Source organism: Cribrihabitans pelagius (assembly GCF_048820915.1).
Taxonomy (GTDB): Bacteria; Pseudomonadota; Alphaproteobacteria; order Rhodobacterales; family Rhodobacteraceae; genus Cribrihabitans_A; species Cribrihabitans_A pelagius.
In genome coordinates, this window is the sequence record NZ_JBMERR010000023.1 from 47,462 (window position 1) to 69,151 (window position 21,690).

Consider the following 21,690-nt stretch of genomic DNA (forward strand, 5'->3'; position numbering starts at 1 on the left):
CCTTTGACAAACCCTTTAACAACCGGTTTCAACCTAACGGCGAATTGCGGCAAGACTGTGCCGAAGCCCTCCGGCACAGGGCCCAACGCATCTGGCATTTGAGACAAATCCGGCCCGGTCATCCCGGCGGGCAAAGCAACTTTCACCGCGGCCCGGAAACGAAAAAAGGTCCCGCGGCGGCGGGACCTTTTTCCAAAATTGGTCAGACAATCAAGGCTTACTTGATCTTGCCTTCCTTGTACTCGACGTGCTTGCGCACAACCGGGTCATATTTGCGCACGACCATTTTTTCGGTCATGGTGCGCGCGTTCTTCTTGGTCACGTAGAAGTGGCCCGTGCCCGCGCTCGAGTTCAGGCGGATCTTGATGGTCGTCGGCTTCGCCATGGTGGTTCTCCTGCGTCCGGAAAGGCAGGGGCCTTTCGGTAAATTCCTATCTGAGCGTCGGCTTTTACCGTGCCCGGCGCCTGTGTCAATAGGCTGCGGGCGGGAAAAGCCGCACTTGGGCCAACATTCGGCCGGATCCGGCCCGGGACTGGCTTCCAGCCGCCACAGGGCAGCAGTTGAGGCAAACGCGCAGAAGGCCTGTAAGCCGGATCCTGTCCCCCCGGGACCGTAATCCCGGGTTCGACGGCCATTCATCTAGGCGGTGCATCGCTGCACCGCTCAAGCTGCCAACCCGGCCCCTCTCGGCTGAAGCGCGCCTAGCGGCGGTTTCCCGGTTGCCCGGGACCTGCCCGCGCGGGGGCCCTATTTGGCATTGCTCCCGGTGGGGCTTGCCGTGCCGCCCCTGTTGCCAGGGGCGCGGTGGGCTCTTACCCCACCGTTTCACCCTTACCCGCGCGGATGCTCCTTCGGCGGACCTCCGGTCCGGCGGGCGGTCTGTTTTCTGTGGCGCTTTCCGTCGGGTTTCCCCGCCCGGGCGTTACCCGGCACCGTTGCTTCATGGAGTCCGGACTTTCCTCGCGGAACTTGCGCTCCCCGCGGCCGTCCAGCCTTCTGCGCCCCCGCCGCCTACGCGCAAGCACCGGCGGCGTCAAGCTTTGGCGTGCGGATCAGGGGCTTTGCCCCTCTTGGCCTGCGGCCAATTCACCCCAGGATATTTGCAAGCCAGAAGAAGGAGCCGAGGAAGACTTCTTCTGGCTGGAAATATCCCGGAGCGCGAGGCAGAGCCTCGCATCCTGTCAGCTGTGCTGGGCCGGACAGTGCAAAGAGGCGAAATCGGCGGCAACAAGCGGCCCCCTGCCCCAGGGCCGGCAGCGCAGGCGGACGGCGGCCAGCAAGGCGCCATCATCCGCGGAAGCGGTGAAACCTGCCGCATGGGCGGCCTTGCGGAAGGCGGCAGCGTCTCCGGGGGCAACCGGCTGCTGCAGGGCGGGCCGCGCGGCCAAGCCCTGGCGTTCCAGGCGCAGCCAGTCGAATCGCGGGCCCGGGTCGGACTTGCGCCCCGGCGCCATGCAGGAGTGGCCGATCACCCCCGCCGACGCGATATCCCAACGGGCCATGATGTCTGCGAGCAGCGCCTCCAGCGCCTCCAATTGCGGAGCACTGAATGGGTGGCTGCCGGTGTTGTCGAGCTCGATGCCGATGGAGCGGGAGTTGATGTCGTCCTGCCCGCGCCACTCGCCTGCGCCCGCGTGCCACGCCCGGGCATCCTCCCGGACCATCTGCCAGAGCGTCCCGTCCCCGCCGATCAGGTAATGGGCCGAAACCTCGGCCAGCGGATCGCAGAGCCGCTCCAGGGCGGCCGCAGCGCTTTCCATCGCGGTGTAGTGCAAAACGATCAGGGACGGCATCAGGCCGTCCCTGCGGGGCCCGCGGTTCGGGCTTGGGTGCCAGCGGGCCCCGGGCTGGTCAGCCATTGCCGGCGGTTTGCACCGCGCGCCGGTAGGGGGCCGGATCCCAGCCGCAGGCAAATCCATCGCCATCGGGGTCCAGCGCCTTGCGGTCGCGCTCGGGGCCGCCCGCCGCAAGGAAAGCTTCCTGGGCGCGGTCAGCAGAAGCGAACCCGGCGCAGTTGCGGGTGTGGCGCGCCTGAAGGTTGAAGCCGGTGCGGCTGTAGAGGCGCACGCCCTTGGGATTGCTGGTGCTCAGCGCGAATTTCACGATGTTCGGCGCGGCGCCGCTGTCGCGCTCCGGCACCGGCACGGCTTCGGGCGGGACCATCTCGTATTGCGCACGCTGGCGTTCCAGCCGGGCGGCGTCGCTTTCGATCGACTGCCGGGCCGAGACCGCCTCGAAGTCGTTTTCATCCGAAATGGCGCGGTTGCCGGCCAGCGGCGGTGCCGGGTTGGAGGGCCCCGCCTGCAGCGGCGCCTCGCCGGAATTGGCACCCGAGGCCGCCAGCGCCGCGGCGGCTTCGCGGGCGATGTCGTCGCTGCTGGCCGAAGCGGAGGACGCGTAGCGGCCGGGGGCTGCGGCGGCTTCCGCCTCGCCCTCTGCCGCCAGCGGCTCGCTGGAGATCTGCGCGGGCGCCGCCAGCGGCGCGCCGGTGATGGTGGTGCCAGCTGCCGGGGGCGCGGCGAAGGGATCGCCGTCCAGACCGGCGCCTGCGGCACTGTCCGGCACTGCGGGCGCGCAGGCCGCCACGGCCAGGAGGCTGCCTGCGGCGGCAAGGGAGAAGAATGCTCGCATCGATATCACCTGTCAGTTCTGCTCTGTGTCAGGCCTCTGTCAGGCCCTGGACTAGGACGGACGGCGGTTTACCACCATTGCTGCGGCTTGGCCACAAATCCTGCTGCCTGCTCCAGCGCATAGGCGGTGTTCAGCAGATCGCCCTCTTCCCAAGGTTTGCCGATCAGCTGCAGCCCCAGCGGCAGGCCCTGGCCGCTAAGACCGGCCGGCACCGCCACACCTGGCAGGCCCGCCAGGTTCACGGTCACGGTGAAGACGTCGTTCAAATACATCTGCACCGGATCGGCTTCGGTCATCTCGCCGAGGCCAAATGCGGCCGAAGGGGTCGCCGGGGTCAGGATCGCGTCGACGCCTGCGGCAAAGACATTCTCGAAGTCCTTCTTGATCAGCGTCCGCACCTTGCGGGCGCGGTTGTAGTAGGCGTCGTAGAAGCCCGCCGAGAGCACATAGGTGCCGACCATCACGCGGCGCTGCACCTCGTGGCCAAAGCCTTCGGCGCGTGTCTTCTCGTACATTTCAGTGATGCCGTCACCGGCTTCCAGCGCGGCGCGGTGGCCGTAGCGCACGCCGTCATAGCGCGCGAGGTTGGAGGACGCCTCGGCGGGCGCAATCACGTAGTAGGCGGGCAGCGCATATTTGGTGTGCGGCAGCGAGATGTCGACGATCTCAGCACCGGCGGCCTTCAGCATCTCGGCGCCATCGGCCCAGAGCTTGGCGATCCCGGCGAGCATGCCTTCCATGCGGTATTCCTTGGGGATACCGATCTTCTTGCCCTTGATGTCGCCGGTCAGCATCGCCTCGAAATCTGGCACTGCAATGTCGGCGCTGGTGGAATCCTTGGCGTCGTGGCCGCACATGGCTTCCAGCATGATCGCGGCGTCGCGCACCGTCTTGGTCATCGGGCCGGCCTGGTCCAGCGAGGAGGCGAAGGCGACGATGCCCCAGCGCGAGCAGCGGCCGTAAGTGGGCTTGATGCCGACGGTGCCGGTGAAGGCCGCGGGCTGGCGGATCGAGCCGCCGGTGTCGGTGCCGGTGGCCGCGAGGCAGAGGTCGGCCGCCACGGCCGCCGCTGAACCGCCGGAGGAGCCGCCCGGGGTCAGCTGCGCATCGTCATTGCCGCGCCGCCAGGGGTTCACCGCGTTGCCGTAGACCGAGGTCTCGTTGCTGCTGCCCATGGCAAATTCGTCCATGTTCAGCTTGCCAAGCATCACCGCACCGGCGTCGGCGAGCTGCTGGGAGACGGTGGATTCATACTCGGGCTTGAAACCTTCGAGGATACCGGAAGCCGCCTGCGACGGCACGCCCTTGGTGCAGAACAGGTCCTTGATGCCGACCGGCAGGCCGCACATCGAAGGTGCATCGCCCGCCTTGATCCGCGCGTCCGCAGCCTTGGCGCGCTCCAGCGCGATCTCCGGCGTCTTGTGCACGAAGGCGTTGAGTGCCGCGGCGCCGTCGATCGCCTTCAGGCAGGCTTCGGTCAGCTCCACCGAGGTGGTGTCGCCCTTGCGCAGCGCGTCGCGGGCCTCTGCCAGGGTGAGTTTGTTGAGTTCGGTCATATCATCGCCTCTCTTGGGCAAATTGTCTCGGGGCCTTGCCCGTCTGCAGCGTCGGCCGCCCGGCAGGCAGCCTGCGGGCGCTGCTTATTCCACCACCTTCGGCACCGCGAAGAAGCCCTCGCGGGCGTCGGGCGCGTTCGACAGCACCTTGTCCTGCTGGCCGCCGTCGGTGACCTCGTCCTTGCGGCGCTTCAGGCGCTGCGGGGTGACCGAGGTCATCGGCTCGACGCCCTCGACATCGACCTCGTTCAGCTGCTCGATGAAGCCCAGGATGGTGTTGAACTCGGCGGCCAGCGCCGGCAGCGCGTCATCCTCGACCTTGATCCGGGCCAGTTTGGCCACCTTTGCGGCGGTGCTTTGGTCAATCGACATGGAAACCCTCATCTCGTGTTACAGAGGCATTTACCGCTGCACCGCCCGGGCCGCAAGCCTGCTGGCCGCCTCTGCCCCGCCGTGGAACGCCGCAGGCACCGGCCAGGGAGGATTTTGCGCGCCGGCGCATTTCCTTTCCGCGCCGGGCTGCTAGGCTGGGTCCGGCGCGCCACGGCGCCGGCAATCGGGGAGAAGACCTATGAAAGTGATCTGGCTGGGCCACGGCAGTTTCCGCTTCGAGACCGGAGACAAGGTGCTGCTGCTCGACCCCTGGCTGAGCGGCAACCCGGTGCTGCCGCCTGAGAGCCACGAGGCGGCGGTGGCGGGGGCGACCCATATCATCCTGACCCATGTGCATTTCGACCATGTGGTGGACGTGCTGCCGCTGGCCAAGCGGCTGGAGGTGCCGGTGATCGGCCAATACGACCTGATGGGTTTCTGGGGCGAGACCGAGGAGGTGGAGACCATCGGCTTCAACAAGGGCGGTTTGGTAGATCTGGGCGGCGTGCAGCTTGCCATGGTGCCCGCCTCGCACAGCTCCACTTTCAGCACCCAGGACGGGCTGCGCACCGGCGGTTCGGAAGTGGGCTACATGCTGATGGCCGAGGGCAAGACCTTCTATATTTCCGGCGACACCGCGCTGATGGCGGACATGGAATGGATGGGCGACTACTACAAGCCGGACGTGGGCATCCTGTCGGCAGGCGGCCATTTTACCATGGACATGAAGCAGGCGGCCTATGCGGCAAAACGTTATTTCAACTTCAAGACGGTGATCCCCTGCCACTACAAGAGCTTCCCGGTGCTGGCGCAGGACGCGCAGGATCTGATCGAGGGATTGCCGGAGGTCGAGGTGATCGAGCCGGAGGTGATGCAGGCAATCGACTTCTGAGTACCGCCCTGGCTGGCGGCGGCGGCGATCTCCCGCCCGTCGCCGGATCGGCTGGCGCAGATCCGCTCCCGTTGGGCCGGGCGCCGGGCCTCGCGGCCCGGCGCGGCTGCGTTTCAGGCCCCGGATTCCAGCTTCGGCACGGTAAAGGCGGCCCGCGCCGCAGCGGCCTTCCCGCGGCAGAGGCAGCCGCAGGCGTGGTCGTTGATCAGCCCCATCGCCTGCATGAAGGCAAAGACGGTGGTGGGGCCCACGAACTTCCAGCCGCGCTTCTTCAGCGCTTTGGAGAGCGCCACCGACTCCGGGCTGGTGGAGGCGGTCTGCGGCTCCGGCAGATCTTCCGGCCGGGGCTCGTAGCTCCAGAAGAAGGCGGCCAGCGAGCCTGCCTCCGCCACCAGTTCCTGCGCACGGGCAGCGTTGCTGATCACCGCCTCGATCTTGCCGCGGTGGCGGATGATGCCCTTGTCCTGCAAGAGCCGCGCCACATCCGCCTCACCGAATTTCGCCATCTCGTTGAAGTTGAACCCGGCAAAGGCGGCGCGGAAGTTCTCCCGCTTGTCCAGGATGGTGCGCCAGCTGAGGCCGGACTGGAAGCTTTCCAGGCAGAGCTTCTCGAACAGCCGGATGTCGTCACCTACTGGGTAGCCCCATTCCTCGTCGTGGTAGCGCAGGAAATCCGGCGCCGAGGCGCTCCAGGCGCAGCGGGGACGGCCGTCCGGGGCGGTGTAGAGGTCAGCCAATAATCACTCCCTTTCTGAATGCGCTTGCAGAAGCGCCATGAGCAGATCCGTCTCCGGATCTGTTTCCGCCGGCTCCGAATGACGCCAAACAACCGACAATGCACATTTGGCGGCGGCCCAGGCAAGCAGGCGCTTGGCCGAACAGCCAAGCCCCGCGGACCATTGATCGGCACGGCGGCGGATCACGTCCGGATCCTGAAGCCCGCGGGTGCAGCCACGCGGGTGACGGAAGGCATTTGCCAGCTCATACGCCCGTTCGCCCCGCAGCCCCTTGGCATCGAAGGCGCAATACCCGCGCGCACCCAGCCGGACGTTTTCATGATGCAGGTCGCCGTGCAGGGCGCAAGTGTCTGTCTGGGTGGCCAGCAGGTGAAGGGCCAGGCCGCGGCCGCGCTCCAGCCCATCGCGCAGGCGGCCCCCCGGCAGGCTGCGCGGCTGGAAGGCGCGCAACGCGCTGAAGCGCTCCTCCAGCGGCAGGAAGGACGCCTCTGCCCCGCTGGCACCGGCATGCAGCGCGCGGGCGGTTTGCAGCAGCAGACGGTCCGCCCCGGCCAGATCTCCGCTGCGCGCGGTATCGCCAATGGACGGGCCTGGCAGCCACTCGATCAACGCAGCATTGGTGCTCACGGCATAGATGCGGACAGCCTGCGCTTGCGGCGCATCGCGCAGGTAGCCGAAGCCGGCGGCCTCGCCGCCGGATCCGCGCCCCCTGTACACCTTCAGGACAGCCGGGCCTCCGCATCCCCTGGTCACGCGCCAGAGGCGCGCAATCGGTGTTTCTGTCAGAAACGCGGGATCCGAGACCCCGAATTCCTCAAGCAGGGCATCGGACGGCTTTGCTGTAGCGGTCATGCCGGGTCACCTCCTGCCGGAAAAGAAATCCTTCAGAAGCGCCGCGGCCTCCGCTTCGGCAATTCCGTCATAGACTTCAGGCGCGTGATGCGCCTGCGGGTGCGAGAAGACGCAGGCCCCATGCGCCACGCCGCCGGACTTCGGGTCCGCGGCGCCGTAGTACACCCGGCGGATACGGGCAGCGGCGATGGCGGCGGCGCACATGGCGCAAGGTTCCAGCGTGACGTAAAGGTCGCAGCCAGTGAGCCGTTCGCTTCCAATGGCGGCGCAGGCTTCGCGGATGGCCAGGATCTCGGCGTGGGCGGTGGGGTCGTTCAGCTCGCGGGTGCGGTTACCCGCCTCGGCCGCAATCCGCCCGTCCGGCGCCACCAGCACCGCGCCCACCGGCACCTCGCCGCGCGCCGCGGCGGCGCGCGCCTGCGCCAGCGCCGCGCCCATATGCGATTTGAAAGCCATGCCCCTTCCTGCCTGCGATTGCACGCTTTCGCAAGCGGCCGGAATACTCTATGGCACGGGGCCATGAGCAAAGCACCCGCATCCCCCAAGGGCTCTCCCGCAGGCCAGCCGCCTGAGGGCGACCGTATCGCCAAGGTTCTGTCCCGCGCCGGCGTCGCCTCGCGCCGCGAGGCCGAGCGCATGATCGCCGAGGGCCGCGTCACCGTGAACGGCAAGACCATCGCCAGCCCGGCGCTGAACGTGACCGCGAAAGACCGCATCCTGGTCGACGGCAAGCCTCTGCCCGAGGCCGAGGCCCCGCGGTTGTGGATGTATTACAAGCCCATCGGACTGGTAACCTCCACCAGCGACGAAAAGGGCCGCAAGACGATCTTCGACGAGCTGCCCGGGGACCTGCCGCGGGTGATGACGGTGGGGCGGCTTGACATCAACTCCGAAGGCCTCTTGCTGCTGACCAACGATGGCGGCATCAAGCGCAAGCTGGAACTGCCCTCCACCGGCTGGCTGCGGCGCTACCGGGTGCGCATCAACGGCCGCCCGAAAGACGAGGATTTCGAGCCGCTGCGCAAGGGGCTGGTGATCGAAGGCGAGCGGTTCCAGCCGATGACGGTGGCGCTGGACCGCCAGCAGGGCGCCAATGCCTGGCTGACGGTGGGTCTGCGCGAGGGCAAGAACCGCGAGATCCGCCGCGCGATGGAGGATATCGGTTTCAGCGTGAACCGGCTGTTGCGGCTGTCCTACGGTCCGTTCCAGCTCGGCAGCCTGAAGCCCGGCGAAGTGGAAGAGCTGCGCCCGAAGGTGGTCCGCGACCAGCTGGGCCTGGAAAAGCCCGAGGAAACACCCGCCAGCCGCCCGGTGCGCAGCCGTGGCGGGAAACCGGGGGGCAAGCCAGGCACCAGCCCAGCGGGCAAGCCGGGCGGCAGACCGGGCGCAAAACCCACAGGCAGGACCGGCGCGGGAGCTGGTATGGGGGCTGGCAAGAGGGCTGGCGCACGGTCCGGTGCGGAAGCTGGCAAGACATTCAGCTCCCGGACCTCCCGGACCAGCGTCAAACCCGGCAGCGGGGCCGGCGGCAAGCCCGGCTCGAAGTCCGGCCCGAAACCAGGCGCGAAATCCGGCACGCCCGCCCGGGGCAAAGCCTCCGGACCGCGGGACGCCAAGTCAGGCGCCGCTGGCGGGCCGAATGGCCGCGCCGGCAAACCGCGCCGCGGCTGACCACCCTTGCCTCCTCCTGCGGCCGTATTGGCACTGGCATGGGCACGCGGCTTCTCCTAGGGTTGCCTTCAGCACATCCATTGCGCTTGAGGGGGACCGCGCATGCCGCCACTAGTAACTGCCCGGCACTTGCCCGGCGCCGCTGCCGCGCGGGCCGGCTGAAAGCGTGATGCGGCTTACCCGCGCTCCCGCAGCCCGCCCGGCCAAGCCCCGCCCGCGCCTGCGCCGCCGGTTCGCCCCGGCGGCCCGCGCCGGGCTGATTTGCGGCCTCCTCGCCGCGGCGGCCTGCGAGCCGCAGGGACAACGGCAATCTCTGGTGCCGCGGCCCCGCCCCGCCGCGCTGGTCCCGAAAACGCCCGCCCCCTCCGCCGACAGCCAGGAACTGGCGCAGTATTACCGCCTGCTGGAGCGCGACCTTTTGATCCGCGGGCTGTTGCGCACCGATGGCGGCGGCCCGGACACGCCCTTCGATGCGGACGGCCTGGCCGAGAGTTTCGAGGCGCTGGCTTTCTATGATGAGTACGGCGGCAACGGGCTTGTCGGCGGGCTGGGGCGCTGGCCCGGGCCGGTGCGGATCGCGGCAGAGTTCGGCCCCTCGGTGCCGCCTGCGCAGCGCGCCGCCGACCGGGCCATGCTGCGGGACTATGCGGCGCGGCTGGCGAGGATCACCGGCCATCCGGTCAGCACGGTCCCAGGCCGAGCCAATTTCCACGTTCTGTTTGCCAGCCTCGACGACAGCGCATTTGTCGCCGAGCGGGTGCGCGAGCTGCTGCCCGGGCTTGGCGCGCGCGAGCTGGCGCTGCTGGCGGCGCCGCCGCGCAGCTACTACTGCCTGGTCGTGGCGGGCGGGCCCGAGGGCGATCCGCTGGCTTACAGCCGCGGCGTGGCGCTGATCCGGGCCGAACACCCCGATCTGGTGCGTAAGAGCTGCGTACACGAAGAAGTGGCGCAGGGGCTGGGCCTGAGGAACGACAGCCCGCGGGCGCGGCCTTCGATTTTCAACGACGATGACGAGTTTGCGCTCTTGACCAGCTTTGACGAGAAGTTGCTGCAGATATTGTACGACCCGCGCCTGTCCCCCGGGATGAGCGCGGACGAAGCGCGCCCGCTTGTGCGCGCCATCGTCCGCGAACAAATGGGCGAAACCCGCGCGCTGGCGGGCGGGCCGCTCTGAACGCCACTGGGCCGGGGTCCCACGTGCCAAGGCAGCGGGTCTGACCGCAGCGCAGGCGGATACCGCCCGCCCCCGCTGCGCCGCCCCCTGCCCGGCCCCTCGCAGCGCTCCGGCTTGCGCCCGCGCCGCGCCGCCGCCACTGTGGCGCAAAGCTTGCAGACGAAGGAGAGCGGCATGCGCGCAGTGGTGCAACGGGTCCGGGAGGCCTCGGTCTCCGTGGACGGAGAGGTGATCGGCCAATGCGGCCCGGGGCTGATGGTGCTGGTCTGCGCCATGGCGGGGGACGGCACGGCCGAAGCCGAGCAACTGGCCGCAAAGATCGCCAGGCTGCGCATCTTCAAGGACGGTGCGGGCAAGATGAACCGTTCGGTTCTGGGCAGCGGCGGCGGCGTGCTGGTTGTGAGCCAGTTCACCCTTGCGGCCGACACCCGGCGCGGCAACCGGCCCGGGTTCTCCGCTGCGGCACCGCCGGCCGGGGGAGAACGGCTCTACGAGCATTTCACCGCGGCGCTGGACGGCTTGGGGCTCGAAACCGCGACAGGCCGCTTTGGCGCCGACATGCAGGTGAGCCTGATCAATGACGGGCCGGTCACCATGTGGATCGACACCGCCGCGGAGTGAGCCCGCGCACCCGGGGCCTTCCTCATCGGGCCATCCTGCCGTGCGCCGTGCACATGGAATGGCTCCGGCGCGCCCCGCGCCTCGAGAAAACTCACCGCCAAACGCAAATGATTCTTGCAGAAAATGGGTCAGCGATACTGACGAAGGCCGAAAAACAGCGCAAAAAGCGCGTATCGGGGGCGGAAAAATTTTCTGGTCGCATTCCTGAGATATTTTTGTTTTGTAAAGCGCTATGAGCCCAAAAGCGGCACACCGCCGAAGAAAGGCGACACCCGCCTTGGGGCCCTGGGCCGGCAGCACATTCCCTGCTGTCGGGGGCCACGAATAAATCTTGCGAGGCTGCTGCAAATGCGCAAATCTTGAAAGACCAATCAAGAAAATGAGTGCTGACAGCACCGCACACCAATTGGGAGACTTCCATGAGCGACTATATCCAGTATCTGGCCAGCCAGGCGGCCGCGGGCAAACTGTCCCGCCGCGCCTTCCTCGGCAAGGCCGCCGCGCTGGGCTTTACCGCGGTATCCGCAAACCTGCTGATGTCCAATGCCGTGCAGGCAGCCGGTCCGCAGAAGGGCGGCACCATCAAGGCCGCGATCCAGGGCGGCAGCACCACCGACAGCCTGGATCCGGCCAGCACCACCAACACCGCGATGACCATGGTCAGCAAGCTGTGGGGCGAGCCGCTGATGGCTCTGGCGCCGGATGGCGGGCTGCAGCCGAAAGTGGCCGAAAGCGTCGAGGCCTCGGCCGACGCCAAGACCTGGACCTTCAAGATCCGCGACGGCGTCACCTTTTCCAACGGCAAGACCGTGACTGCCGAGGACGTGCTCGCCACCATCGAGCGCCACTCAGGCGAGGACACCAAATCGGGCGCGCTGGGGTTGTTGCGCGACATTGCGGCGATGCGGGCCGAGGGCAATGACTTCATCATCGAGCTAAAGACCGCGAACGCCGACCTGCCCTACCTGATGACCGACTACCACCTGCTGATCCAGCCCAATGGCGGCAAGGACGATCCGGCGGCGGCGATCGGCACCGGGCCGTACGTGCTGAAGGACGTCGACATGGGCGTGCGCTTCGTGGCGGAGAAGAACCCGGACTACTGGGACCCGGAACTGGGCCACGCCGACACCATCGAAGTCCTCATCATCAACGACGATACCGCCCGCGTCGCGGCGCTGCAGTCCGGCCAGGTCGACATGATTGACCGGGTGCCGCCGCGCACCGCCAAGCTGGTCGACCGGGCGCCGGGCATCACCGTGCGCTCCACTGCCGGTCCGGGCCACTACGTGTTCATCATGCATTGCAACACGGCGCCGTTTGACAACAACGACCTGCGCCTGGCGCTGAAGTACGCGATGGACCGGCAGGAAATGGTTGACAAGATCCTGCACGGCTACGGCTCCATCGGCAACGACAGCCCGATCAACGCCTCCTACCCGCTGTTCACCGAGGCCGAGCAGCGCGAGTACGACCCGGACAAGGCCAAGTTCCACTTCCAGAAGTCGGGTCATGACGGCGAGGTCCTGCTGCGCACCTCGGACAACTCCTTCCCCGGCGCACCGGATGCATCGGCGCTGTTCCAGCAGTCCTGCAACAATGCGGGCATAAAGCTGAACATCAAGCGCGAGCCCAGCGACGGCTACTGGTCGGAAGTCTGGAACAAGCAGCCCTTCTGCACCAGCTACTGGAGCGGCCGCCCGATCCAGGACCAGATGCTGTCGACCGCCTACCTGTCGACCGCGGACTGGAACGACACCCGCTTCTTCAACGAGCAGTTCGACCAGCTGGTGGTGGCTGCGCGCGGCGAGCTGGACGAGGCCAAGCGGACCCAGATGTACGCCGACCTCTCCACCATGATCCGCGACGACGGCGGCCTGATCTGCCCGATGTTCAACGACTTCATCGGCGCCACCTCGGACCGCCTGGCGGGCTGGGTCGAGGACCACAAGGGTTTTGACCTGATGGACCTCTACGCTCCGATGAAAATGTGGGTTGCGGCCTAACATGTCCCCAGTTGTCCGCCTTCTGGCTCAGCGCATTGCGCTGAGCCTTCTTCTCCTGTTGCTGATTTCCATGGTGATCTTCGCGGGCACGCTGATCCTGCCCGGCGACGTCGCCCAATCCATCCTCGGCCAGGGCGCAACACCCGAGGCGCTTGCGAACCTGCGCGCCGAGCTGGGGCTGAACGAACCCGCGCTGCAGCGTTATTTCTCGTGGCTGTCCGGCGCCCTGCACGGCGATCTTGGCACCGCGCTGACCAGCGGCCAGGACATTTCCTCGGCGCTTGCGGGCCGGTTCTGGAACACCCTCTTCCTCGCCTTCTGGGCCGCCGTCGTGGCCGTGCCGCTGGCGATCTTCCTCGGCCTTCTGGCCGTGCGCTTCAAGGACCGCTGGCCCGACAAGCTGATCTCGGGCGTTACCCTGGCGTCGATCTCGATCCCGGAATTCCTGATCGGCTACGTGCTGATGTATGTCATCGCCGTGCAGCTGCGCTGGTTCCCCTCGGTCGCCATGATCAACGACAGCATGTCGCTGTGGCAGAAGCTGAACTCCATCGCGCTGCCGATTGCCGTGCTCACGCTGGTGGTGCTCGCCCACATGATGCGCATGACCCGCGCCGCGATCCTGAACGTGATGCAGTCGGCCTATATCGAGACCGCCGAGCTCAAGGGGCTCAACGCCTTCCAGGTGATCTACCGCCATGCCTTCCCGAACGCGATCGCGCCGATCGTCAACGTGGTGATGCTGAACCTCGCCTATCTGGTGGTCGGCGTCGTGGTGATCGAGGTGGTGTTTGTCTACCCCGGCATGGGCCAGTATCTGGTTGACCACGTGTCCAAGCGGGACGTGCCGGTGGTGCAGGCTTGCGGGCTGATCTTCGCTGCCGTCTACATCGGGCTCAACATGATTGCCGATATCGTCGCCATCCTGTCGAACCCGCGCCTGAGGCATCCGAAATGAAGAATATTCCCGTTTCCGCCCTCATCGGGCTGTTCTTTACCGCGCTCTACTTCCTGGCCGCGATCTTTGCCCCGCTGCTGGCGCCCTATGGCGTCGGCGAAGTGGTGGGCGACGTCTGGGAGCCTTCGAGCGCCGAGTATCTGCTTGGCACCGACAACATCGGCCGCGATCTCCTCAGCCGGATGATCTACGGCGGGCGCACCACCATCTTCATCGCCACCGCGGCGACGATCCTGTCCTTCACCACCGGCGCGGTGCTGGGCTTCATCGCGGCGGAGGCCGGCGGCTGGCTCGACCAGGCGCTGTCGCGCTTCGTCGATCTCATCATGTCGATCCCGACGCTGATCTTCGCGCTGGTGGTGCTGTCGGTGACCCCCGTCACCATCCCGATGCTGATCCTGGTGATGGGTCTTCTCGATTCCACCCGCGTCTACCGCCTGGCCCGTGCCGTCGCCGTCGACATCGAGGTGATGGACTATGTCGAGGCCGCCCGCCTGCGCGGCGAGCGGACCGTCTGGATCATCTTCCGCGAGATCCTGCCCAACGCGCTGTCGCCGCTTGTCGCCGAGATGGGCCTGCGCTTCATCTTCATGGTGCTGTTCGTCTCCACCCTGTCCTTCCTGGGCCTTGGCGTGCAGCCGCCCGAGGCCGACTGGGGCGGGATCGTGAAGGAGAACAAGGACGGCATCGTCTACGGCATCCCCGCCGCCCTGCTGCCCGCCTTCGCCATCGCCACGCTGGCCATCTCGGTCAACCTGGTGGCTGACTGGGTGCTGAACCGGACAACCTCGCTGAAAGGAGGCCGCGGATGAGCGATGCCCTGCTGAAAGTCCGCGACCTGAAAATCGGCGCGACCGTCTACCCGCCCGGCGAAAAGCCCAGGCCCATCGAGATCGTGCATGGGGTCAGCTTTGACCTCGCGCCCGGCAAGGTGCTGGGGCTGATCGGCGAATCCGGAGCCGGCAAGTCCACCATCGGGCTCGCCTCCATGGCCTACGGCCGCGGCGGCGTGGAGATCACCGGCGGCGAGGTCTGGGTCAACGGCCGCGACATTCTGAAGACCAGCCGCAAGGACGTGCGCCGCTTGCGCGGCGGCGAGGTCACTTATGTGTCGCAGTCCGCCGCTGCCTCCTTCAACCCGGCCAAGAAGATCATGGATCAGGTGGTCGAGGCGGCAGTGGAGCAGAAGAAGTTCTCCCGCAAGGAGGCCGAGGCCCGCGCGCGCGCGCTGTTTGCCAAGCTGGGCCTGCCCGATCCCGACAATATCGGTGAGCGCTACCCGCACCAGGTTTCCGGCGGCCAGCTGCAGCGCTGCATGACAGCGCTGGCGCTCTGCCCGGAGCCGGATCTGGTAGTCTTCGACGAGCCCACCACGGCGCTCGACGTGACCACCCAGATCGACGTCTTGATGGCGATCAAGGAAGCCATCCGCGACACCGGGGTTGCCGCGCTCTACATCACCCACGACCTCGCGGTGGTGGCGCAGGTCAGCGACGACATCATGGTGCTGAAGATGGGCGACACCGTGGAATACGGCACCGTCGACCAGATCATCAACAACCCGCAGGAAGAGTACACCCAGGCGCTGGTCTCGGTGCGCTCGATCGAGCACGAGGAAAAGGCACCCACGCCGGAGCCGGTGCTGAGCGTGCGCAACATCACCGCGCGCTACAAGGGCACCAACTTCGACGTGCTGCACAATGTGAACGTCGACCTTTACCCGGGCCAGACGCTCGCGGTGGTGGGCGAGTCCGGCTCCGGCAAATCGACGCTGGCGCGGGTGATCACCGGCCTCCTGCCGCCGCGCGAGGGCGAGATTCACTTTGCCGGACGCACCCTGTCGCCGGACCTCAAGGGCCGCTCGCGCGAAGATCTGCGCGAATTGCAGATGATCTACCAGATGGCGGATGTGGCGATGAACCCGCGCCAGACGGTGGGCACCATCATCGGCCGCCCGCTGGAGTTTTACTTCGGCATGAAAGGCGCCGAAAAGCGCAAGCGCATCATCGAACTGCTGGACGAGATCGAGCTGGGCAAGGGCTTCATGGACCGTTACCCGGCGGAGCTGTCGGGCGGCCAGAAGCAGCGCGTCTGCATTGCCCGCTCGCTGGCGGCGAAGCCCAAGATGATCATCTGCGACGAGGTCACCTCGGCGCTCGACCCGCTGGTGGCGGATGGCATCCTGAAGCTCCTGCTGGAGCTGCAGAAGATCGAGGACGTCGCCTATCTCTTCATCACCCACGATCTGGCCACGGTGCGCGCGATTTCGGACAATATCGCGGTGATGTACCAGGGCCGGGTGCAGCGTTACGGCGGCAAGTCCGAAGTGCTGTCGCCGCCCTTCGACGATTACACTGACCTGCTGCTGAGCTCGGTGCCCGAGATGAAGCTCGGCTGGCTGGAAGAGGTGATCGCACACCGCAAGATGGAAAGCGCGGGCCACTAAGGCACAATCCCGCATGAACGCCTCCGCCCGTTGACCGGCCCGTGACTGGCCCGTGACTGGCCCGTGACCGGCGGGGGCGTTTTCCTTTTCAACCTGCCGCTGTTTTATGGTAGTTTACTGGCACCGACGCCAATGCGGCGGGTCCAGCCGCAATCAAACCAAAAACTCATTGAGCGCTGCCGTCTTCATGCAGGCCGCCCCGGGGACCGCCGGGCAGTTTCGCGTGTCCAGATTATTCGGGAGGACCTGCCATGACAGATTGGGCAATTCACGGTTTGAGCATTTCCAACTGCAACTGCGTCCCCGGCTGCCCCTGCCAATTCTCGCAACTCCCAAGCGACGGCACCTGCGAGGCGATGATGACCTTTCGCATCGACAAGGGCCATCACGGCGACATATCGCTCGACGGTCTCAGCGCGGCGGTCCTCTACAAGTGGCCCGGCGCTGTGCACGAGGGCAACGGCGAGATGCAGATGATCATCGGCGATAACGCCTCGGACGAACAGCGCGCGGCGCTGGAAGCGATCATGCGCGGCGAGGACACCCAGGAATTTGCCACCATGTTCCATGTCTTCAGCACCATGAGCCCGACCAAGCACGAGACCCTGACTGCGCCGGTCTCGCTTGATTACGACCCCGATACAAGGACCGGCACCGCAAAGGCAGGCGATATCGCGGAGACCACGGTCAAGCCGATCCCCAATATCGTCTCGGGCGAACCCCATACCGTCAGCATCAAGTTGCCGCATGGGTTTGAGTATGCCGAGGCCCAGGTCGCCACCGGCACCACCGTGACCCGCAAAGCCGCGATCAGCCTCACCAAGAATACCGATAGCCATGCCCATATCGCCGAGCTGCACCTGACCGGCGACGGCGTGCAGCGCGCCGCCTGAGGCGTGGCCGCCGCGCCCCATAGCACCGCCGGAGCGGCCGGCTGGCTGGCCCGGCGCGACCGCGCCGTGGTGCTGGCTGCCGCCGCCGCGATCGTCCTGCTGAGCGGGCTCTACACGCTCAGCGGCGGCGGCATGGGGATGAGCGCGCTGGAGATGACGCGCATGACGGTCCCCGGCCCAGCGCAGATGCCGGCGCCGGGCTGGAGCCTTTCTCATGCCGCACTGGTCTTCCTGATGTGGTGGGTCATGATGATTGCGATGATGACGCCCAGCGCGGCACCGGTGCTTTTGCTGTTTGCAGCGGTGAAACGGGCCGGGCCGGAGGCCGCCCGCGCCGCGCCGCTGAGCCTGCTGTTCCTGTCCGGCTACCTCCTGGCTTGGGCCGGTTTTTCGGCTGCGGCAACCGGTCTGCAATGGTTTCTCGAAACGACGGGCCTGTCAAACGGCCCGATGATGCCGCTCAGCCACCGTGCCCTTGCGGGGACGGTGCTGCTGGCGGCGGGCGCCTATCAGTTCACCCCCACCAAACGCGCTTGCCTCGCGCATTGCCGGTCGCCGGTCAAATTTCTGATCGCACACCGCCGGCAGGGCGCTGCAGGCGCGGCTCTGGTAGGCGCCCACCACGGAACCTATTGCCTCGGCTGCTGCTGGGTGCTGATGCTCCTGTTGTTTGCCGGCGGGGTGATGAACCTGTACTGGATCGCGGGGCTTGCGCTTTATGTGCTGGCGGAAAAGCACCTCCCCTTCGGCGGCCTGCTAACCCGGCTGACCGGCGCGGGGCTGATCGCCTCGGGCGCCTGGCTTCTTGCCGCCAGCCTCTGAGCTGTCCTCCCCCGCCGCAGTGCTGGCACAGGCCGGACGCAATGCCGCCGGAAGGACAGGCCGGGGCGGTTTTGGTATCGCAATTCAAGATTTTCGCTGGATGATGGGCGCGGAAGCTTCCGCGAGCAGAAGGGATTCGGGCGCATGGACAAGAAACTACTGCTGATCATCCTCGACGGCGTGCCCTGGCGCAATTTCCGCCGCCTGTTCGGCAACCTCGAAGGCTGGGTTGACAGCGGCGATGCGCGGGTCTGGAAGCTGCGCTCCGTGCTGCCGTCGATCTCGGCCAGCTGCTATGCCTCGATCCACACCGGGGTGGCGCCGACCGAACACGGCTGCACCGGCAATGGCAATGTGTTCCGGCTGAGCCACCGGGACGTGTTCAGCCAGGTGCGCGAGGGTGGCGGCACCACCGGCGCGGTGGCGCACAGCTTCTGGTCCTCCTTCTTCAACCGGCATCCCTTCGACGTGGTGCGCGACATCGAATATGACGAGCCGGAGAGCGCCACCATCAACCATGGCCGTTTCCACACCATGACGGGCTATGGCAAGGTCAACCAGATGACGCCCTCGGACGTGGATCTGTTCGGCACCCTGACAAACCTCTGCCATCGCTTCGGGCTCAACTACGGGATGCTGCACACCTGCACGCTGGACAGCATGGGGCACCGCTATTTCCACGACTGCCAGGAGATGGACCACGCCTGTTTCGTAATGGACGAGATGCTGGCCCCCTTCATCCCGCGCTGGCGCGACATGGGTTATGAGGTGATCGTGACTGCCGACCACGGCCAGGACGCGCGCGGCCATCACGGCGGCCGCGACCCGTTGCAGCAGGAGACCGCGCTTTACTACTTCGGCGAGGCAGACGGCCCTGACCATGACGAGGTGATCGGCCAGCTGCAGCTGGCCCCCACGATCCTGTCCCGGCTCGGCGCGCCGCTGGCGGACACAATGAAAGCGCAACCGTTTCTGCGGTGAGGGACAAAGTTCAGCCACAGGCTGAGGGCGGCCTTCCCGGCTGCCCCCTTTTCCCGCCTGACCGGGTGCCCTGCGGCGGGCTCTTCAAGTGGCCTCAGTCATAAGGCCACAGCCCCTGCCCCAGCGCCTCGATCGCCAGCGAGATCCGCTCGAAGCTCTCCCTGGCGCGGCCCACGCTGTGGCGCGCACGCAGGTAACCATGCACCAGCCCCGGCTCGTTGATCCAATGCGCCTTGCCGCCCGCCGCGAGGATGCGGTCGCGGTAGTGGTGCGAATCATCGCGCACCGGGTCGCAATCGGCGGTGACCAGAACCGTGGGCGGCAGCCCGCTGAAATCCGTGTCCTGCAGCGGCGCAAAGGTGGGATCGCCCTCGGGTTGCGCCCCGCCCGCGCGCGCGTCCATGTAATAGGCCACATCTTCCCGCGTCAGCATCGGCGCATGGGCGTGTTCGGCGTAGGAGCCCTGGCTCATGTCGCCGCCAAGCGCGCCGTAGATCAGCACCTGGCCCAGCAGCGCATCGCTGCGCCCGCGCGCATGATGCGCCAGCGCGCCGCAGAGATTGGCGCCCGCGCTGTCGCCGGCCAGCACGATCCCCTTGCCATAGGTCTCTTCCACCCATTGCAGCGCGGTCCAGGCGTCCTCGAATGCGGCCGGGTGCAGGTGCTCGGGTGCCAGCCGGTAGTCCACCGCCACCACCCGGTAGCCGGTTTGGGCGCAGATCTCGGCGCAGATGCCGTCATGGCTGCCCAGTCCGCCCACGACAAAGCCGCCGCCATGGCAGTAGAGCACCGTGCGGGTGGGATCGCCCGCGGTATAGACCCGCACGGGCACGGCCTGATCTGAGGCGCCCTTTGCCTTGCGGTCCCGGACCGAAACGATCGCGGGCCGGGGTTCGCGGAACTCCTCCGCCATCGCATCATAGACGTCGCGCTGCTCCTCTATGGACAGATCGACGGCATTGTCGGGATAAAGCTCCCCGCTCTTCTGGATGAAGCTCCAGGTCTCTTCGTCGATCAGCCTTTCGTAGTCCATCCGCGGCCTCCCTGCTCAGGTCCCGTGTCAGAGCCTAGGCACAGAACGCCGCAAATGGAATGCCCGAAACAGAAAGCGCCCCCGGGAAGGGCGCGCTTGCGCAAGTTGCAGCTTGGGCGGCCTACTCTGCCGCGGCGGGGTGCTGCACTGCGGCGGGCAGCGGTTCCCAGGGCCGTGTGAAATCCCCCAGCACCTTCGCGATCTCACCCTCCGTGCTGCCATGGGCGGCCACCTGGGCCACCAGCCCGCGCTGCTTGTCGTCGATCACGTTTTCCACCCGCGCGGCAAGCCCGGCCTTCTCCAGCGCGCCGTCGTAGACGCGGGTGATTGCTTGTTTGCGCAGGTCCGGCTTGAATACCTTGCCCACCGCGGTCTTGGGCAGCTCTGACAGCACTGTCAAATGCTTGGGAATGGCGGCGCGCTCGTGGATGTGGACCTTGCAGTAGTCCAGAAGCTCCGTCTCGCTGACCGAGGCCCCCTCGACCAGTTCAACAAAGGCGCAAGGCAGCTCGCCCGCGTGCGCGTCGGGCTGGCCGATGGCGCCGGCAAAAGCCACCGCCTCATGACCCAGAAGGGCTTCCTCGATCTCGGCCGGGTCGATGTTGTGGCCGCCGCGGATGATCAAATCCTTGGCGCGGCCGGTGATCCACAAGTAGCCGTCCGCGTCGATCCGGCCCAGATCGCCGGTGCGCAGGTATTTGTCCTGATAGAACAGGCCCGCGTTCTTCTCGGTCTCGGTATAGGTATGCCCCGCATAGACGCCGGGATTGGAGATGCAGATCTCGCCAATTTCACCGGGCGCGCATTCCAGCGGCCCGTTGGCGGTGCCCTTGATGATCTTCACATCCGTGTAAGGCAGCGGAATTCCGACCGAGCCGACTTTCTTCTGCCCGCCCGGCGGGTTGCAGGAGACAAGGCAGGTCGCCTCGGTCAGCCCGTAACCTTCGACGATGGTGACGCCCGAGGCGCCCTCGAACCGTTTGAACAGCTCCATCGGCATCGGCGCGGAGCCGGAGAAGGCGGTTTTCACACTAGAAATATCGGCATTCACCTCGCGCTGCATCAGCGCCGAGACCGCGGTGGGCACGGTGATGATGAAGGAGATCTTCCAGCGTTCGATCAGCTTCCAGAAGTTGTCGAAGACGCCCTCGCCGCGGTAGCCCTGCGGTGTCGGGAACACCACATGCGCGCCCGAGGCCACCGCCGCCATCACGATCACGTGGCAGGCGAAGACATGGAACAGCGGCAGCGGGCACATGATGTTGTCCTCTTCCGAGAACAGAAGCGTGGCGCCCAGCCAGCCGTTGTAGATCATGCCGGAATACTTGTGCTGCGCCACCTTGGGCATGCCGGTGGTGCCGCCGGTGTGGAAGTAGCAGGCCACCCGGTCGCCCGCGCTGTCGGCAAAGGCCAGCGTCTTGGGCTGTTTGGCGCATTCCTTGCGGAAGTTCAGGTAGTCCGCATGCGCCGCCTTGGCCTTGTCCTCCAGCTTGGGGCGGATCATCGGCACGATCCAGGACTTCGGCGGCGTCAGATAGCGGTTGAGGTCGACTTCCAGCACCGTGTTCACGGCGGGCGCATGGCGCACCGCCTCGGCCACCTTCTGCGCCACGTCGGTTTTCGGGAAGGGGCGCAGGGTAACCACGACCTTGGCCTTGGTCTCGCGCAGGATGGAGGCGATCTGCTCCGGCTCCAGAAGCGGGTTGATCGGGTTCACGATCCCCGCCACCGCGCCGCCCAGCATGGTGACCAGCGCCTCGGTGCAGTTGGGCAGCACATAGGCCACCACGTCTGTCTCGCCGATGCCCAGAGACCGGAACATGTTGGCGGCCTGGGTGACCTGATCCTTCAGGGCCCGCCAAGTCAGCGTCTCCGCCTTGTCCTTCGGCCCGGACAGGATCTGGTAGCTAGTGGCCCGGCTCTCGGGAAATTTCCCAGCGGTCTGCGACAGCAGCCCATAGAGCGTGGCGGGCAGGTTGCGGGCCTCGTAAGGCATTTCGTTCTCAAGCGCCCGGCGGTCCTCGATACCGGCAAATCCCATGGT

21 protein-coding genes and 1 other RNA gene are annotated in these 21,690 nt (G+C 66.7%); 11 read left to right on the forward strand and 11 right to left on the reverse strand.

Translation table 11 applies throughout. From position 1 onward, the window contains the following. Positions 1–217: 217 nt before the first annotated feature. From rpmG to gatC, 6 genes are all read right to left on the reverse strand, one after another. On the reverse strand, positions 218–385 hold the full coding sequence (rpmG, locus tag ACOHX0_RS18235) for a 50S ribosomal protein L33 (protein WP_008554190.1): 168 nt from the start codon (positions 383–385) through the stop codon (positions 218–220). A gap of 185 nt (positions 386–570) precedes the next feature. Beyond that, an RNA gene (gene rnpB / locus ACOHX0_RS18240) (RNase P RNA component class A) lies at positions 571–1,001 on the reverse strand. Positions 1,002–1,182: 181 nt separating this feature from the next. Continuing rightward, entirely contained in the window at positions 1,183–1,860 is a 678-nt protein-coding gene (locus ACOHX0_RS18245; protein WP_420678586.1) for an N-acetylmuramoyl-L-alanine amidase, read from the reverse strand. Next, the gene (locus ACOHX0_RS18250; RefSeq protein WP_420678588.1) at positions 1,853–2,632 is read right to left on the reverse strand and encodes a hypothetical protein; all 780 of its coding nucleotides are present in this window, start codon (positions 2,630–2,632) and stop codon (positions 1,853–1,855) included. The genes ACOHX0_RS18245 and ACOHX0_RS18250 overlap by 8 nt, the downstream gene beginning before the upstream one ends. Before the next feature lie 68 nt (positions 2,633–2,700). Further along, complete coding sequence (gatA, locus tag ACOHX0_RS18255) at positions 2,701–4,188, reverse strand: Asp-tRNA(Asn)/Glu-tRNA(Gln) amidotransferase subunit GatA (protein ID WP_420678589.1); 1,488 nt, start codon at positions 4,186–4,188, stop codon at positions 2,701–2,703. A gap of 84 nt (positions 4,189–4,272) precedes the next feature. Beyond that, positions 4,273–4,560 carry an Asp-tRNA(Asn)/Glu-tRNA(Gln) amidotransferase subunit GatC gene (gene gatC / locus ACOHX0_RS18260; RefSeq protein WP_420678590.1) on the reverse strand — a complete coding sequence of 96 codons (288 nt, stop codon included), beginning with the start codon at positions 4,558–4,560 and terminating at the stop codon, positions 4,273–4,275. A gap of 199 nt (positions 4,561–4,759) precedes the next feature. Between gatC and ACOHX0_RS18265 the strand changes: the two genes are divergently transcribed. Continuing rightward, positions 4,760–5,452: a metal-dependent hydrolase gene (locus ACOHX0_RS18265; RefSeq protein ID WP_420678591.1), complete on the forward strand. Its 693-nt coding sequence runs from the start codon at positions 4,760–4,762 to the stop codon at positions 5,450–5,452. A gap of 113 nt (positions 5,453–5,565) precedes the next feature. Here ACOHX0_RS18265 and ACOHX0_RS18270 read toward each other — a convergent pair whose 3' ends face one another. From ACOHX0_RS18270 to ACOHX0_RS18280, 3 genes are read right to left on the reverse strand one after another with little or no spacing between them, the layout of a single operon-like run. Beyond that, complete coding sequence (locus ACOHX0_RS18270) at positions 5,566–6,189, reverse strand: DNA-3-methyladenine glycosylase I (protein WP_420678592.1); 624 nt, start codon at positions 6,187–6,189, stop codon at positions 5,566–5,568. A 3-nt stretch (positions 6,190–6,192) separates the two neighbouring features. Then, positions 6,193–7,041: an aminoglycoside phosphotransferase family protein gene (locus ACOHX0_RS18275; RefSeq protein WP_420678593.1), complete on the reverse strand. Its 849-nt coding sequence runs from the start codon at positions 7,039–7,041 to the stop codon at positions 6,193–6,195. A gap of 6 nt (positions 7,042–7,047) precedes the next feature. Then, on the reverse strand, positions 7,048–7,497 hold the full coding sequence (locus ACOHX0_RS18280) for a nucleoside deaminase (RefSeq protein WP_420678594.1): 450 nt from the start codon (positions 7,495–7,497) through the stop codon (positions 7,048–7,050). A gap of 63 nt (positions 7,498–7,560) precedes the next feature. On the opposite strand from ACOHX0_RS18280, the gene ACOHX0_RS18285 reads away from it, so the two are divergent. From ACOHX0_RS18285 to ACOHX0_RS18330, 10 genes are all read left to right on the forward strand, one after another. Then, complete coding sequence (locus ACOHX0_RS18285) at positions 7,561–8,712, forward strand: pseudouridine synthase (RefSeq protein ID WP_420678595.1); 1,152 nt, start codon at positions 7,561–7,563, stop codon at positions 8,710–8,712. 169 nt (positions 8,713–8,881) lie between these two features. Continuing rightward, positions 8,882–9,886, forward strand: coding sequence for a DUF2927 domain-containing protein (locus ACOHX0_RS18290; protein ID WP_420678596.1), 1,005 nt, complete (start codon positions 8,882–8,884; stop codon positions 9,884–9,886). A gap of 174 nt (positions 9,887–10,060) precedes the next feature. Further along, on the forward strand, positions 10,061–10,507 hold the full coding sequence (gene dtd / locus ACOHX0_RS18295; RefSeq protein WP_420678598.1) for a D-aminoacyl-tRNA deacylase: 447 nt from the start codon (positions 10,061–10,063) through the stop codon (positions 10,505–10,507). A gap of 419 nt (positions 10,508–10,926) precedes the next feature. Beyond that, positions 10,927–12,513 carry an ABC transporter substrate-binding protein gene (locus ACOHX0_RS18300; protein ID WP_420678599.1) on the forward strand — a complete coding sequence of 529 codons (1,587 nt, stop codon included), beginning with the start codon at positions 10,927–10,929 and terminating at the stop codon, positions 12,511–12,513. Between the two features lies 1 nt (position 12,514). After that, the gene (locus ACOHX0_RS18305) at positions 12,515–13,471 is read left to right on the forward strand and encodes an ABC transporter permease (RefSeq protein WP_420678600.1); all 957 of its coding nucleotides are present in this window, start codon (positions 12,515–12,517) and stop codon (positions 13,469–13,471) included. Continuing rightward, a complete protein-coding gene (locus tag ACOHX0_RS18310; protein ID WP_420678602.1) occupies positions 13,468–14,283 on the forward strand; it encodes an ABC transporter permease in 816 nt (271 codons plus the stop codon). Before ACOHX0_RS18305 ends, ACOHX0_RS18310 begins: the two co-directional genes overlap by 4 nt. Further along, complete coding sequence (locus tag ACOHX0_RS18315; protein ID WP_420678603.1) at positions 14,280–15,917, forward strand: ABC transporter ATP-binding protein; 1,638 nt, start codon at positions 14,280–14,282, stop codon at positions 15,915–15,917. Before ACOHX0_RS18310 ends, ACOHX0_RS18315 begins: the two co-directional genes overlap by 4 nt. A gap of 251 nt (positions 15,918–16,168) precedes the next feature. Next, positions 16,169–16,810, forward strand: coding sequence for a DUF1326 domain-containing protein (locus tag ACOHX0_RS18320; protein WP_420678604.1), 642 nt, complete (start codon positions 16,169–16,171; stop codon positions 16,808–16,810). Positions 16,811–16,813: 3 nt separating this feature from the next. Then, on the forward strand, positions 16,814–17,632 hold the full coding sequence (locus ACOHX0_RS18325; RefSeq protein ID WP_420678606.1) for a DUF2182 domain-containing protein: 819 nt from the start codon (positions 16,814–16,816) through the stop codon (positions 17,630–17,632). A gap of 144 nt (positions 17,633–17,776) precedes the next feature. Next, on the forward strand, positions 17,777–18,613 hold the full coding sequence (locus tag ACOHX0_RS18330) for an alkaline phosphatase family protein (RefSeq protein WP_420678608.1): 837 nt from the start codon (positions 17,777–17,779) through the stop codon (positions 18,611–18,613). A 94-nt stretch (positions 18,614–18,707) separates the two neighbouring features. Here ACOHX0_RS18330 and ACOHX0_RS18335 read toward each other — a convergent pair whose 3' ends face one another. Both ACOHX0_RS18335 and ACOHX0_RS18340 read right to left on the reverse strand, forming a co-directional pair. Continuing rightward, positions 18,708–19,646 (reverse strand): alpha/beta hydrolase, encoded by a 939-nt coding sequence (locus ACOHX0_RS18335; RefSeq protein WP_420678609.1) that lies wholly within the window; start codon positions 19,644–19,646, stop codon positions 18,708–18,710. A gap of 121 nt (positions 19,647–19,767) precedes the next feature. Continuing rightward, entirely contained in the window at positions 19,768–21,687 is a 1,920-nt protein-coding gene (locus ACOHX0_RS18340; protein WP_420678610.1) for an acyl-CoA synthetase, read from the reverse strand. Between the last annotated feature and the right edge of the window lie 3 nt (positions 21,688–21,690).